This is a genomic window from Roseovarius conchicola, from assembly GCF_041403425.1.
GTDB classification, from domain to species: Bacteria; Pseudomonadota; Alphaproteobacteria; order Rhodobacterales; family Rhodobacteraceae; genus Roseovarius; species Roseovarius conchicola.
Genome location: NZ_JBGEHK010000004.1, coordinates 409,602 through 422,809, shown reverse-complemented (window position 1 = coordinate 422,809; position 13,208 = coordinate 409,602). Strand labels below are relative to the sequence as shown.

The following is a 13,208-nucleotide window of genomic DNA, read 5'->3' as shown; positions in this document are numbered from 1 at the left end:
TGCAAACTGGGCCCGAAGAACTGTATCAGCCAGAAAGCCTAGTATGAATACTCGGCGTAAATCCGGCTCAGATCGCCATTCCAGGCCCCGTGGTAACATTCCAGAAGCTCATCGGCGGGCACCTTGCCGCTGTCGACACTTTCCATCAGGGCGTTGAGGAAGTGTGTCTCGTCCGGGACCAGACCGCCAGCCCCTTCGCAAGCGCGGGCCTTCAACCCGGCCTCGGAAAGGGCCAGTACCTCGCGGGCCAGATCATGCATGTTGATGTCATTCACCTGTGCCTGCAGCGCGCTTTCGCTTGCGGCGATGCGCAACGCTTCGCGGGTTGGGGCATCCCAGCCTTTCACCAGATCCCACGCCGCATCCAGCGCGCCCTGATCGTACATCAACCCTGTCCAGAATGCCGGCAGCGCACACAGGCGACGCCATGGGCCACCATCGGCACCGCGCATCTCCATGAACTTCTTGATGCGCGCCTCGGGGAAAATCGTGGTCAGGTGATCGGCCCAGTCTGACAGGGTTGGCTTTTCGCCGGGCAGAGCGGGCAATTCGCCCTTCAGGAAATCCCGGAAGGACATGCCCAAAGCGTTGATATATTCGCCATCGCGATAAACGAAATACATCGGCACATCGAGTGCGTAATCGGCATAGGCCTCAAACCCGAACCCGTCTTCGAAGACGAACGGCAACATGCCGGTCCGGGAACTGTCCAGATCGCGCCACACCCGGCTGCGCCAGGATTTATGGCCGTTGGGAACCCCTTCAAAGAAGGGCGAATTGGCAAAAAGCGCGGTCGCCACGGGCTGCAGAGCAAGGGCTACACGGAATTTCCTGACCATGTCGGCCTCGGACCCGAAATCTAGGTTCACCTGCACGGTGCAGGTGCGATACATCATGGATTTCCCCATGGTGCCGACGCGGTCCATATAGTCGGTCATCAGCTTGTAGCGGCCCTTGGGCATCTGATCCATGTCCTCATGCCGCCAGACCGGTGCCGCCCCCAGCCCGATAAAACCAACGCCTACCTTGTCGGCGATGTCCTTCACATCGGCCAGATGGACGTTCACCTCGTCGCAGGTCTGATGAATGTTTTCCAGCGGGGCGCCCGACAGTTCCAGCTGTCCACCGGGTTCGAGGCTGACATTCGCACCGTCTTTTTCCAAGCCGATCAGCTTGCCCGCCTCTTCCACAGGGGCCCAGCCATGGGCATCCCGAAGGCCCGTCAGCACAGCCAGAACCGAGCGTTCGCCCTCATAGGGGATCGGTTTCAGCGTATCTTTACAATAGCCGAACTTCTCATGCTCGGTGCCAATGCGCCATTCATCGCGCGGTTTACAGCCGCTTTCCAGATAGCCCGCCAGTTGGGCATGATCTTCGATTGGTCCGCCGCCGGATTGTGGGATCGACATGGGCTTGCCCTCGCGCTTTTAAGGTCCGCGAGTGGTGAAGCGGATGGCGCGGGGTGTCAAGCCTTGGCATCGGGTGGCCTGCGTCTGGTTGACGCAGGTTGAAGAGTGGGCGATGGTGAAGCGCCGACCGCGCTTGGTGCAGACATTACAGCTGCGCGCGGAGGTCAGGGGACGGCCTTGTATGAGTGCATATTGCCGAGTTGCATAGATTTTTTTCAGGTGATTTGCTTTTCCGGGCCAGCCAGTTCAGTTGGAACGAATGTAGGGGAAGGAATTTCGGATGGGGATTGGGAACAATCACGATGGCGTGACACGACGCCAGGTGGTGGGGGCTGCCATCGTGGCCCTGGCAATGCCGGGTATCGCGCAGGCCGGTGGCGGAGGCGGTCGCGAAGCCGACGACAAGTCATCAAAGAAATCAAAATCTAACACCACGAAATCCCGCAAGCTGGATGTGGTCTATACGCAAAGAAATCTGCGAAAGGTCAGTAATGAGGACCTGAGGATCGCGTTGGAGGCCAACCGGAAGGGCCAGAGCGTGGTTGTTAGCGGGTTCAGCAAGCGCATGTCCTCGAACCTTTTCGAAATGATGTTGATTGACCGCCAACTGACCGAGACCCTTGTCAATCAGTTGCGGCGCGTCGACTCGGTGTTTTCAAAAGGGATTGTGCTGAAACAGGTGGAGGAGAATGTGACCACCGAGATAAACACCAGTCAAGGTCAGCAGGCGACCAGTCTTTTCACGCAGAATGACGATTTGAAAGACAAGAAACGGTATCGCAAGCTGCTGCGATACTGGGTGAGGAATCCCCAAGAGGGCGATCTGTTTTGAAGGTCTAAGATGACGGCACAGGCCGCTTGCCTTGACTCAGTGCAGGCGTTTTCGGACAGGGACGCTGCGTTCCCAGATTGTCGCGCTGCCCGGTGAGGGCGTCTTCATCCGCGTCAGCATCTGTTCTGTGCGCAGGCCCGGCAGGCGGGCAAAAGCGTCAAACAGCGCCTCGGCGCCATCTGCCGTCGTGGGGATGAACAGGTCGGGTTGTCCCGGCTGCGACAGCACCCAGTGGGCCGGTTTGCCATCAGCCTGAATTTGCAGGCGGGTCAAATCAGACAGCGCCACGACCCCGCCGGTCAACGGCCCGAAATAGGCGATCTGATCCTCGGTCACACGCACAAGGCCGGGGCCATCCCCGGGCACGCGAAAACGCCCGCGTTGAAAGCCGATGACAATTAGGATGCCGCCGATAATCATCATCGCGCTGCCCAGATAGGGCATCAGCCCGCTCAGGCCAAAGACCCACCACACCCCGACAAGCAAAACGAACCCGCCCACATAGATCTCGCGCCAGCGCATCAGCGCTGCGGTGGCTTCGGGGCGCACGAAGCTCATGTTAAATCCCTGTCGGCCGGGTGCCATCCGGAGCGCATATCATAGGGTGCCTTGATTGGCTCGAAGGACATGTCGGTGAAGTCGCGGATCAGGGAATTGTCCGCGCGGCGATAGAGACAGGCACCTTCGGTGCGGTATCCCAGATTCGCAATCTGTTGCAGATGCGCCTCGCGCAATGCTTCGGCGTCGGGGATTTGCAAAGACAACGGCGATGGCTCTTTGCGCTGAACACGTTTCAGCCCTGTGGAATGGTCCATAACGTTTTTGGCGTCACACCCATCCACCACATAGCGGGTGTTGCTGATGAACGCGCCACCGCCACCCCATGTGTCGCCCTGTGGGTGCAGGACTAGAGCGGTGAAATAGGGGGGCTGCGAGATGGCGGTGTAACTGCCTTTGGCCGCGCTGCCCCATTTCCCATCCAGCGCGAAAAACAGGAAGTGCTTCCCGTCCGGCGACAGGCTGCAACGGTCAACATAGACCTTGTGTTTCAACCATTGGCCATCCTCAAAGCGATCACTGTCGCGATACCACAGGATCATCCGAAACAGCTTGGACGGCCCTTGGCGCAGGATCACGGCGCGGTCGTTGTCCTTGGCAAAGAACAGGTGCAGCCGAAGGGTGGGGTCCGCGCTCATCCCCAATCCCCCAGGGCTTGTTGCCAGACGGTCATCGCGGCCACGGCGGCGGTGTCGGCGCGCAGGATACGTGGGCCGAGCGAGACAGGATGGGCGTTCTTCATGGCATTCAACGCATCGCGTTCAGCGTCGGAAAACCCGCCTTCGGGACCGATCAGGATAGCCCATTTATCCCCACCCACCGCGCCCAGTGTCTGGGCGGCCCCGGCGAGGGCTTCGTCGCAGAACATCAGCCGACGATTCTCGGGCCAGTTCTCCAAAAGCCTGGAGAATTTGGCAAGATCCGCCACCTCGGGCACAAACGTGCCTCCGCATTGCTCCGCCGCCTCCACGGCATGAGCTTGCAAGCGATCCTGCCGGATCCGTTCGGAATTGGTGAAGGCGGTTTGTACCGGGCAGATACGCGCGGCTCCCATCTCGGCGGCTTTCTCGACGATAAAATCGGTGCGGGCCTTCTTGATAGGCGCGAAAAGCAGCCACAGGTCAGGCGGATCTTGTTGCGGCCCGGTCCGCGTTTCCGGCGTCAGGACCCCGGCGCGTTTGCCTGCCTCGGCGATACTGGCGCGCCATTCGCCATCCTTGCCGTTGAACAGCAGGATCGTATCGCCCACCCCCAGCCGCATCACCCCGAACAGGTAATGCGCCTGATCCCGGCCGAGCGGAACCGATTGCCCTTGCCCCAATGGGTGATCTACATACAGCCTGACGTTTGTATCCTTCATGAGGGGCAACATATGACCGCCGACAACCAGACACCAGAGGCCGAAGGCCGGGTGGCGGATGCGTATAAGGGCAATTGGGTGGATCACACCGCCCCGGCGTGGACGCGCCCCTATCTGCGACTGTCCCGGGCGGACCGCCCGATTGGCACATGGTTGCTGCTGCTACCCTGTTGGTGGGGGTTGACCCTTGCGATGGTGCAGGATGGGCAGGCGCGCTGGTTCGATCTGTGGATTTTCGTCGGCTGCGCGATTGGGGCGTTTCTGATGCGCGGAGCAGGCTGTACGTGGAATGATATCACCGACCGACATATTGACGGAAAGGTGGCCCGTACCGCGTCGCGTCCCATTCCGTCGGGGCAGGTGACCACCAAACAGGCACTGGCATGGCTGGTGATACAGGCGCTGCTGGCGTTCTGTATCCTGCTGACCTTCAACTGGGCCGCGATCGCGCTGGGTGTTTTGTCACTTTTACCGGTTTGCATTTACCCGTTCGCCAAGCGGTTCACATGGTGGCCCCAGGCGTTTCTGGGGCTGGCCTTCAACTGGGGCGCGTTGCTGGCCTGGACGGCGCATACGGGCAGCCTGGGCTGGCCTGCCGTGCTGCTTTACCTAGCGGGGATTGCGTGGACCATGTTCTATGACACGATCTATGCCCATCAGGACGCCGAGGACGATGCATTGATCGGGGTGAAATCCACCGCGCTCTTGTTCGGGAAAGACACCGGCAAATGGCTGAAACGGTTCCTCGTGGTCACCGTGTCTCTTCTGGGGCTGGCGGTCATCCTGGCGGCTAAGGGAGGGCATCCGCTGGCGGTGCTGATCGCGCTTCTGGGGCCTTGGACCATGGGCGCGCATATGGTCTGGCAGATGCGTGGGCTGGACACGGACGATGGCGCGGGGCTGTTGCGCACCTTCCGGTCCAACCGGGATGCAGGGCTGTTGCCCCTGCCGTTTTTTGCCATCGCCCTGTTGCTGTGATTGCACTCGCGAGGGCAAGGGCCTAAGACAGTCCAAGTGCAATAACTCACGGCCCCCGTCATGCGTCTTTCTTCGGTGTTTGCGATCATTGGCGTCTTTGTCGCTGCAGCAGCACTTTGCCTATTGGCGGCCCGTTTTTCGGTCACCGTGATCGAGGACCATTCCCGCCAATCCGTGCGCGATACGCTGGATGAACAAGGCCTGACATGGGCCGAGGTGGATGCCAGCGGACTGCAGGTGTTCCTTGCCGGCGAGGCCCCCACCGAGGCCCGCCGCTTCAAGGCGCTGTCCGTTGCGGGCACTGTTGTCGATGCCGCCCGCGTCATCGACCAGATGCTGGTCGAGGATACAGCCGATATCGCCCCGCCGCGGTTTTCCGTTGAAATCCTGCGCAATGACAGCGGGATTTCCGTGATTGGCCTGATCCCTGCCGCGAATGATCGCGAGGCTCTGGTTGCCGAAATCCAGGAGGCGGCGGGTGGCAAATCCGTGGCTGATCTGTTGGAAACTGCCGACTATCCCGAGCCTGAAACATGGGATGCGGCGTTGGACTACGCCATCAATTCGCTCAAGAGACTGCCGCGCACCAAGATTTCGGTGGATGCCCGGCGGGTTGTCGTGAAGGCCATGACTGAAAGCCTCGAGGAAAAACGCCAGATGGAAGTGGCCCTTGCCCGTAATGTTCCCGACGGGGTGCGGCTGGGCCTTGAAATCTCGGCGCCCCGCCCGGTGATCACACCCTTCACGCTGCGCTATACCATCGAGGATGGAGAGGGCAATTTTGATGCCTGCTCTGCCGATACCGACGAGGCGCGCAAGCAGATACTTGACGCTGCGGGCAAGGCCGGGTTGACCAAGAAAACCGATTGCGTGATCGGCCTTGGCGTACCGTCGCCGCAATGGGGACAGGCCGCCTCGCAGGCGATTGCCGCCTTGGGCGAACTGGGCGGTGGCAGCGTGACCTTCTCGGATGCTGACATCTCGCTGGTGGCGGCCCAAGGCACGCCGCAGAATGCGTTCGATTTTGTTGTTGGCAAACTCGATACGGCACTGCCCGAAGTATTTGCCTTGCATGCGGTGCTGCCAGCCCCTGAAAATGCGACAGTCGATATCCCTGAATTTGTCGCCACGCTGTCCCCCGAAGGATTGGTGCAACTGCGGGGCCGGGTGGGTAGCGAAGTGATGCGCGAAACCGCTGACAGCTTTGCCAAGGCGCGGTTTACCTCGGATGCGGTGCACACCACCGTGCGCGTGGCCGAGGGGTTGCCGGGCCGCTGGCCTCTGCGCGTGCTGGCAGGGCTTGAGGCGCTGGCGTATCTGTCAAACGGCGCCGTGATGGTGACCCCCGATCTGATCCGCGTCAGTGGCAATACCGGGCGGCCTGATGCCAGCCAGCAGATCGCTGGTTTCCTGTCGGACAAGCTGGGTGAAGGCAAACAGTTCGAGATCGACGTCACTTATCAAAAGGCGCTTGATCCGGTGGCCGGTATCCCCACGCCGGATGAATGCGAACAACTGATCGCTGAGGTGCAGATTGGCCGCAAGATCAGCTTTGAACCCGGATCTTCGACGATTGATGAGAATGGCGCCGCAATCATGGATGACATTGCCGAAATCCTGAAAAAATGCGGCGAGATACGCATGATTATCGGCGGCCATACCGACAGTCAGGGCCGCGAGGTGATGAATGAGCAACTGAGCCTCGAACGCGCCCGCGCCGTTCTGAACGAGCTGCGCGTACGCCGTGTCCTGACCTCATCCATCCGCGCCAAGGGCTATGGCGAAAGTGTTCCCATCGCGGATAATGATACTGAGGAAGGCCGCGAGGCGAACCGGCGTATCGAATTCAAGCTGGTACGCCCGGAACCGATCGTAGATGAAGAAACAACGCTTGAAAGCCTCGCGCAACCGGTAGATGAAGGGACCGAGCCTGCCGAGAGTGCGGCAGACCCTGAAACGCAGGAAGAAGACAGCCCCGATGAACAGAACTGAGTTTATCATTGCAACGGCCATTGTCCTGTTTGTGGCGTTCTGCATGGGCTGGTTCGCCAATTGGCTGGTGCATCGGTTCATCCGGGTCTCTGGCTCGGATGTGGGCGAGCTTGAGCGCATGGCGCAAGAGCTGCACGAGGCCGAGGAAACCCGCGATCAGGCGATCACCTATCTGCAACAGCGCGAGGCCGAGCTGACCAATCAGCTGAGCCAGACAGAGGCCGAGTTGTCGGCCACGATGGATGGTCTGCGCGAGGCTCGCTACGAGGCCGAACAGATGCGCGTTGAACTGGAAAAGCGCCAGGCGGGCTAAGGCCCCTTAACACACCGTCAGCGGGCGTGCGGCATCTGATGCCATCCACGTCGTGAGCGCCTCCAGAAAGGCCTCTACCAGCTTGCGTGGCTGTGCTGTGACATGACCCGCCAACAGTTGCAGAGATGGCAACCCCGGTGCCAGGGGGGTGCAGGCCAGAGCATGGCCGCCATAGCTGATCCCGATCAGCGGGCGCATCCCCAGAATGGCCAGGCCCGCCCCGGCCCCGACCATGGCGCGCACCATCTCGATACTGTCCGCCGAGGCGGCAATATGGGGCGTCAGGCCCGCATCGCGAAACAGCCCATCCACGTAAGGACGCGCAAGGGGGCGATCCAGCACCACAAGCGGTTCTTCTGCAATTTGCTCAAGGCTGACCGGCGCATGCTTGGCCAGCGGATGGTCTGCCGGGCTCAGCAAATAGGGCGGCAGGTCAAGCAGATGCGTGGTGGTGATGCCCCGCCGCAAATCCTGCCCGGCAAACAGGATCACATCCAACTGCCCGGCCAGCAGGGCGGTCTGGGCACTGTCATTGTCATGTTCGTGCAAGGTCAGGGTCAGCCCCGGGTTGCCCGCCATCAGCGGCCCGATCACAGCCGGCAGAAAAGCGGGCGCCACGGGCGCATAATAGCCAATGCGCAAGGTGCCCGAGAGGGTCTGAGACAAGGCGCGCCCCTCTTCAAGGATATGGGCATATTGATCCAGCAATGCCTGAAACTGCGCGGCCATGGCGCGCCCTTCGGCGGTGGCGGCAATGCCGCGCGCCCGGGTGCGCACCACAAGGGCGGCTCCAAACTCGGCCTCGACCTGATCCAGTGCCGCGGCGATGGCCGAGGCGGCGGTGTTCAACTCGGCCGCCGCCCGCGTGATCGAGCCATGTTCCACCGTCACCGCAAAGGCGCGCAGCGTCTTAAGCGAAAGGCGCAGGGGAGTAGACATGATGAATCCTCAGTTTTTCAGATGATAAATCACATTTAATTCTATTTTTCCAATGAAAGGATTCATGCGATGATCTGCGCAGGAGGACGCGACCATGTCAGACACACCCAAACTACCCGGCTGGAGCCATGTGCCGGATGTGCCTATTCAGGTCTCGCCTTTCTTCAGCTGGCCGCCCGATCCGCGCCGGATGGGACGCTGGCTGGCGGTGCGCTGGCTGAGTTTCACGGAAAACCTGCTGATCCTTGGGATTGCTCTGATCTGCTACCTGTTCTTCCAGCCCGCATTGGAGACAATGCAAACGCTGCATTGGAGCTGGATCGGCGCGATCTGGCTGCGCAACATGGTGTTGATGAGCCTCGTGGCCGGTGGCCTGCACTGGTATTTCTACATGCGTCGGGGGCAGGGGGAGCGGCTGAAATACGACCCGCGCGAATTGATGCGAAAAGGCAAGCAGTTCGATTTTGGTGGGCAGGTGCGCGACAATATGTTCTGGACCCTTGCCAGCGGCGTGACCGTCTGGACAGCCTACGAGGTGTTGATGTTCTGGGGCATGGCCAATGGCTGGTTCCCGGTTCTGTTGCCGTCCGAAAACCCGGTGTGGTTTGCGCTATGGTTTGTGCTGACACCGCTGTGGCTGTCCTTTCATTTCTACTGGATTCATCGGCTTCTGCATTGGCGCCCGCTCTATAAGGCCGTGCATTCGCTGCATCATCGTAACGTGAATGTGGGGCCGTGGTCGGGCATGTCTATGCACCCGATTGAGCATATCGGGTTCCTCTCGCCAGTGCTGATACACATGATCCTGCCTGCGCACCCGCTTCATATCCTGTTCATGATGCAAAACCTGTGCCTGCGCGCATCGACCTCGCATACGGGCTATGAAAAGCTGCTGTTCGGAGACCAGGCCGATCTGGCGCTGGGGACGTTCCACCACCAGATGCACCACCGCTATTTCGAGGTGAATTACGGCAACTTGGAAGTGCCCTGTGACAAGTGGTTTGGCACGTTTCATGACGGCACAATCGAGGCCCATGAGCGGTTGAAGGGACGGCGCGGACAACAGCGTTAAGGTACTCCACGCCCGGAATCAAGGCGAAGCCGCCGGGCATCGTCAGCCCCCTGCCAGGGCTGGCGATTTGGCTGGGACAAAGTGGTCCCAAATCCCCGTTAGGATCACCATCCCGGGGGCAGACAATGCCCGACCTAACGCCTCGGTTTGGCCCTCAGGGTCGGATCGGCCTCGGTGGGGTCCTCGGGCCAGGGATGTTTGGGATAACGCCCGCGCATGTCCTTGCGCACATCTGCGTAGGAATTCGCCCAGAACCCGGGGATGTCGAGCGTGGTTTGTACCGGCCGTCCAGCAGGGGACAGCAGGGTCACTCGCAGCGGGGTTTTGCCCACAACCGGATGTGTGGTTTGACCAAACATTTCCTGTAGACGCAGGCTGATCTCGGGGTGGTCCCCGGAGTAATCAATCGGAATCCTGCGCCCCAGTGGCGTCGTGAATTGCGCTGGCGCACGGGTATCCAGCACTTGCATCTGGTCCCAGTTCAGCCGCGCGCGCAGGGCGTCCAGCATCTCGAACCGTTTCCAATCCTGCGCGGTTTTCACGCCTTTCAAGTAGGGCAAAAGCCAATCTTCCAAATTCTCCAACAATGCCTCTTCCGACATATCCGGCAGATTGTCGCCTGCCTCGCGGACCAGTGCCACGCGGGCCACGAACCGCCGCGCAGGGTCGGACCAGTTCAGCCCCAGATCGCGCACCCCGTCCAGCATCGCGCGGGCCACCTCCTCAGAGGGTGCGTCCTTCCAGATCCGATCATCCAGGGTGAGTGCGCCAAAGCGTTCATGCCGCCGCGTGGTGACCCGCCGGTCACGCTTGTCCCACTGGCAGAGATCGACCCAAGCGATTTGATTGGCAAACAGATGGCGCAGCTCGCTTTCGCTCAGGGCGATTGCCTGTCGAATACGGGCCTCGCGCGGGTTGCCATCAAGATCGGTTGCCACGATCAGGCGGGTATTGATCAACGGGTCACCTTCGGGCAGCACCGCCCCTTTGCCACCGGATAATACAAAACGCGGCGCATCGCCCTTACGGCGCAGACCGATACGATCCGGATAGGCCAGGGCCGCCATTTCAGCGGCAGAATACCCGCCAGAGCCGCGCGCTTGCTTGGCAAGGCGTTTGGCCTCTTGCCGGATCCGCTCAATTGCGCCGCGATTTGCCTCGGGCGGGGGCGTGCGCAGCGCTTTCATCCTCAAGGTCAGGTCAACTGGCTCACCGCGCGGCATCGGATCGCGATCTGCCAGCAGGGCGGCCAGTGGCGCGGCGTCCGGCCCTGCAAGGGTCAGCATATGGGCCAGTCGCGGATGCAGCGGCAAAGCGGCCAGTTGCTTGCCATGATCAGTGATCCGGTTCGCCGCATCCAAAGCGCCCAGCATCTTCAGCAGCGCCTGTGCCTCGCCGTAAGAGCCAGGGTTGGGTGGGGTCAGAAAAGCAAGATCATCCGGGCTTGCCCCCCACAAAGCCAGTTCCAGAACAAGTCCCGCCAGATCAGCCGCCTCGATCTCGGCCGGAGGAAAGGCCTGCAACGCGCCCTCCTCGCCCTTGGTCCAAAGCCTATAACACGTCCCCGGCGCCACACGGCCCGCGCGGCCCATGCGTTGCGTGGCTTCGGCGCGGGTGACAGGTTCCGTCACCAACCGCGACATGCCCGACCCGGGATCGAACCGCGCGCGCCGGGATTTGCCGCCATCCACCACCACCCGGATATCCTGAATGGTCAGCGAGGTTTCAGCGATCGACGTGGCCAACACGATCTTGCGGCCCTTTTGCGCAGGCTGGATGGCCGCGCGCTGTGCGGCAAAAGGCATGGCGCCGAACAGGGGATGGATATGGCAATCATCAGACAGGCGGGCTTTGAGCACCGCCTCGGTGCGCCTGATCTCACCCTCGCCCGGCAGGAAGACCAGAACGCCGCCCGTTGTCTCGGATACTGCCTGAACAGTGAGGTCAGTAACCGCCTGATCAAACCGTGTTTCCTTGCGCAAGGGGCGTGGCAGCCAGCGGGTTTCGACCGGAAAGGCGCGGCCTTCAGAGGTCAGGATCGGAGCGTTCATCAACGCCGCGACGGGTTCGGCGTCCAGCGTGGCAGACATGGCCAGCAAGATCAGGTCCTCGCGCAGCGCGCCTGCGATTTCGAGGCACAAGGCCAGCCCCAGATCGGCATTCAGCGAGCGTTCGTGGAATTCATCGAAAATGACTGCACCGATCCCGCTGAGTTCCGGATCAGATTGGATCATTCGGGTCAATATTCCCTCGGTGACCACCTCGATCCGCGTGGCCTTGCTGATCTTCGCTTCGCCGCGCACACGATAGCCCACGGTTTGCCCGGCGGATTCCCGAAGTGTTTCGGCCATGCGTTCCGCCGCGGCGCGCGCTGCCAGTCGGCGCGGCTCCAGCATAAGAATGCGGTCCTTGGTTAACTCTGCCTTTAGCATCTCCAACGGTACGACCGTTGTTTTGCCCGCACCCGGTGGCGCTTGCAGCACGGCGCGGCCATGGCGGCGCAGGGCGTCGATCAGCGCTGGGGTCACGCTGTGGATGGGAAGTGTCTCGCTCACACCTGCTGTTATGGATTTTGCGGGAACAATTGGAAAGAGCGGGGGCTGGACATTCGACAGGCGCGCAAGGCATGAAGACAGATAGACAGAACGGGGCACGTGGCGATGGATATCGAGCAGCTGAGTGAGCGGGTTTTGGCAGGGGAGCGTCGGGCTTTGGCGCGTGCGATCACCCTGATTGAAAGTGCGCGCGCCGATCACCGGGCACTGGCCGCCGAGTTGAGCGAGCGATTGAAAGCATCCGGTCGGCAGGCCATTCGCATCGGTCTGAGCGGCACGCCGGGAGTGGGCAAATCCACCTTCATCGAAAGCTTTGGCATGATGCTGACCGCGCAAGGGTTGCGTGTGGCTGTGCTGGCGGTTGATCCCAGTTCGGCCCGGTCTGGGGGCTCTATTCTGGGCGACAAGACACGCATGGACCGGCTCAGCCGTGATCCGAATGCGTTTATCCGCCCTTCCCCAAGCCAGTCGCATCTGGGTGGCGTAGCCAGACGGACCCGCGAGGCGGTGGCCTTATGCGAGGCGGCGGGCTTTGACGTGGTGCTGATTGAAACCGTGGGTGTCGGCCAATCCGAAACCGTTGTGGCCGAAATGTCGGACCTGTTCATCCTGCTGCTGGCCCCTGCTGGGGGCGACGAATTGCAGGGTGTGAAGCGCGGCATCATGGAAATGGCCGATCTGATCCTGATCAACAAGGCCGATGGCGATCTGAAAGCGGCCGCGATGCGCACCTGTGCGGATTATGCCGGGGCGCTGAGGCTCTTGCGCAAACGCCCTCAAGACCCCGAAGGATACCCCAAGGCGATGACCGTTTCGGCGCTGGAAGAGGATGGATTGCAAACCGCCTGGGACGAGATGCAGGCATTGACCAAGTGGCGGCGTGAGCATGGGCATTTTGAGGGTCGTCGCGCAGATCAGGCGCGTTACTGGTTTGAACAGGAGGTGCGGCAGGCCTTGTTGGCACGGCTGGACACAGCGCAGGCCAGGACCGAGATGGCGGCGAAAAGCACCGCTGTCGCCGAGGGCAAGATGACCCCGGCAGCGGCCGCCAAAAACCTGTTACAGACATTGGGTATTGAAACTGCGTGACAAGCGGATTTGTTCGCGCTATCAAAGCTGCAATCAAGACGGAGGATACACATGTATTACGGGATCTGGAACACCTTTAGCTAAGGCGCGCCACTTCCGTATGGGTGGCCG

Annotated in this window: 12 protein-coding genes; 6 read left to right on the top strand and 6 right to left on the bottom strand. The window is 61.0% G+C overall.

Translation table 11 applies throughout. The annotated features are described in order from the left end of the window. Positions 1-38: 38 nt before the first annotated feature. Positions 39-1,409, bottom strand: coding sequence for a glutamate--cysteine ligase (locus V6N02_RS14205; protein ID WP_371226319.1), 1,371 nt, complete (start codon positions 1,407-1,409; stop codon positions 39-41). Positions 1,410-1,689: 280 nt separating this feature from the next. Between V6N02_RS14205 and V6N02_RS14200 the strand changes: the two genes are divergently transcribed. Continuing rightward, entirely contained in the window at positions 1,690-2,241 is a 552-nt protein-coding gene (locus V6N02_RS14200) for a hypothetical protein (protein ID WP_371226317.1), read from the top strand. A gap of 36 nt (positions 2,242-2,277) precedes the next feature. On the opposite strand, the gene V6N02_RS14195 is transcribed toward V6N02_RS14200, so the two are convergent. Genes V6N02_RS14195 through V6N02_RS14185 form a run of 3 tightly spaced genes read right to left on the bottom strand, consistent with a single transcriptional unit; the run spans position 2,278 to position 4,159 of the window. Then, positions 2,278-2,799, bottom strand: a complete 522-nt coding sequence (locus tag V6N02_RS14195; RefSeq protein WP_371226315.1) for a hypothetical protein — start codon at positions 2,797-2,799, stop codon at positions 2,278-2,280. Beyond that, positions 2,796-3,437, bottom strand: coding sequence for a hypothetical protein (locus tag V6N02_RS14190; RefSeq protein ID WP_371226314.1), 642 nt, complete (start codon positions 3,435-3,437; stop codon positions 2,796-2,798). The genes V6N02_RS14195 and V6N02_RS14190 overlap by 4 nt, the downstream gene beginning before the upstream one ends. Then, a complete protein-coding gene (locus tag V6N02_RS14185; RefSeq protein ID WP_371226312.1) occupies positions 3,434-4,159 on the bottom strand; it encodes a 16S rRNA (uracil(1498)-N(3))-methyltransferase in 726 nt (241 codons plus the stop codon). The genes V6N02_RS14190 and V6N02_RS14185 overlap by 4 nt, the downstream gene beginning before the upstream one ends. 12 nt (positions 4,160-4,171) lie before the next feature. Between V6N02_RS14185 and ubiA the strand changes: the two genes are divergently transcribed. The 3 genes from ubiA to V6N02_RS14170 are packed head-to-tail and all read left to right on the top strand — an operon-like array spanning position 4,172 to position 7,442. Then, positions 4,172-5,137: a 4-hydroxybenzoate octaprenyltransferase gene (gene ubiA, locus V6N02_RS14180; RefSeq protein WP_371226310.1), complete on the top strand. Its 966-nt coding sequence runs from the start codon at positions 4,172-4,174 to the stop codon at positions 5,135-5,137. Positions 5,138-5,197: 60 nt separating this feature from the next. Further along, positions 5,198-7,129, top strand: coding sequence for an OmpA family protein (locus V6N02_RS14175; protein ID WP_371226308.1), 1,932 nt, complete (start codon positions 5,198-5,200; stop codon positions 7,127-7,129). After that, on the top strand, positions 7,116-7,442 hold the full coding sequence (locus V6N02_RS14170) for a hypothetical protein (protein WP_371226306.1): 327 nt from the start codon (positions 7,116-7,118) through the stop codon (positions 7,440-7,442). The genes V6N02_RS14175 and V6N02_RS14170 overlap by 14 nt, the downstream gene beginning before the upstream one ends. A gap of 6 nt (positions 7,443-7,448) precedes the next feature. Here V6N02_RS14170 and V6N02_RS14165 read toward each other — a convergent pair whose 3' ends face one another. Next, positions 7,449-8,381, bottom strand: a complete 933-nt coding sequence (locus tag V6N02_RS14165; RefSeq protein WP_371226304.1) for a LysR family transcriptional regulator — start codon at positions 8,379-8,381, stop codon at positions 7,449-7,451. A gap of 94 nt (positions 8,382-8,475) precedes the next feature. On the opposite strand from V6N02_RS14165, the gene V6N02_RS14160 reads away from it, so the two are divergent. Further along, positions 8,476-9,453 carry a sterol desaturase family protein gene (locus tag V6N02_RS14160; protein ID WP_371226302.1) on the top strand — a complete coding sequence of 326 codons (978 nt, stop codon included), beginning with the start codon at positions 8,476-8,478 and terminating at the stop codon, positions 9,451-9,453. A 134-nt stretch (positions 9,454-9,587) separates the two neighbouring features. Here the strand turns inward: V6N02_RS14160 and hrpB are convergent, their stop codons facing one another. After that, positions 9,588-12,008: an ATP-dependent helicase HrpB gene (hrpB, locus tag V6N02_RS14155; protein ID WP_371226300.1), complete on the bottom strand. Its 2,421-nt coding sequence runs from the start codon at positions 12,006-12,008 to the stop codon at positions 9,588-9,590. 105 nt (positions 12,009-12,113) lie between these two features. Between hrpB and meaB the strand changes: the two genes are divergently transcribed. Beyond that, on the top strand, positions 12,114-13,097 hold the full coding sequence (gene meaB, locus V6N02_RS14150) for a methylmalonyl Co-A mutase-associated GTPase MeaB (RefSeq protein WP_371226298.1): 984 nt from the start codon (positions 12,114-12,116) through the stop codon (positions 13,095-13,097). The last annotated feature ends 111 nt before the right edge of the window (positions 13,098-13,208 follow it).

Coding starts and splice junctions, on each gene's coding strand:
- V6N02_RS14205 (WP_371226319.1), bottom strand. CDS start 1,409: ATGTCGATCCCACAATCCGGCGGCGGACCAATCGAAGATCATGCCCAA.
- V6N02_RS14200 (WP_371226317.1), top strand. CDS start 1,690: ATGGGGATTGGGAACAATCACGATGGCGTGACACGACGCCAGGTGGTG.
- V6N02_RS14195 (WP_371226315.1), bottom strand. CDS start 2,799: ATGAGCTTCGTGCGCCCCGAAGCCACCGCAGCGCTGATGCGCTGGCGC.
- V6N02_RS14190 (WP_371226314.1), bottom strand. CDS start 3,437: ATGAGCGCGGACCCCACCCTTCGGCTGCACCTGTTCTTTGCCAAGGAC.
- V6N02_RS14185 (WP_371226312.1), bottom strand. CDS start 4,159: ATGAAGGATACAAACGTCAGGCTGTATGTAGATCACCCATTGGGGCAA.
- ubiA (WP_371226310.1), top strand. CDS start 4,172: ATGACCGCCGACAACCAGACACCAGAGGCCGAAGGCCGGGTGGCGGAT.
- V6N02_RS14175 (WP_371226308.1), top strand. CDS start 5,198: ATGCGTCTTTCTTCGGTGTTTGCGATCATTGGCGTCTTTGTCGCTGCA.
- V6N02_RS14170 (WP_371226306.1), top strand. CDS start 7,116: ATGAACAGAACTGAGTTTATCATTGCAACGGCCATTGTCCTGTTTGTG.
- V6N02_RS14165 (WP_371226304.1), bottom strand. CDS start 8,381: ATGTCTACTCCCCTGCGCCTTTCGCTTAAGACGCTGCGCGCCTTTGCG.
- V6N02_RS14160 (WP_371226302.1), top strand. CDS start 8,476: ATGTCAGACACACCCAAACTACCCGGCTGGAGCCATGTGCCGGATGTG.
- meaB (WP_371226298.1), top strand. CDS start 12,114: ATGGATATCGAGCAGCTGAGTGAGCGGGTTTTGGCAGGGGAGCGTCGG.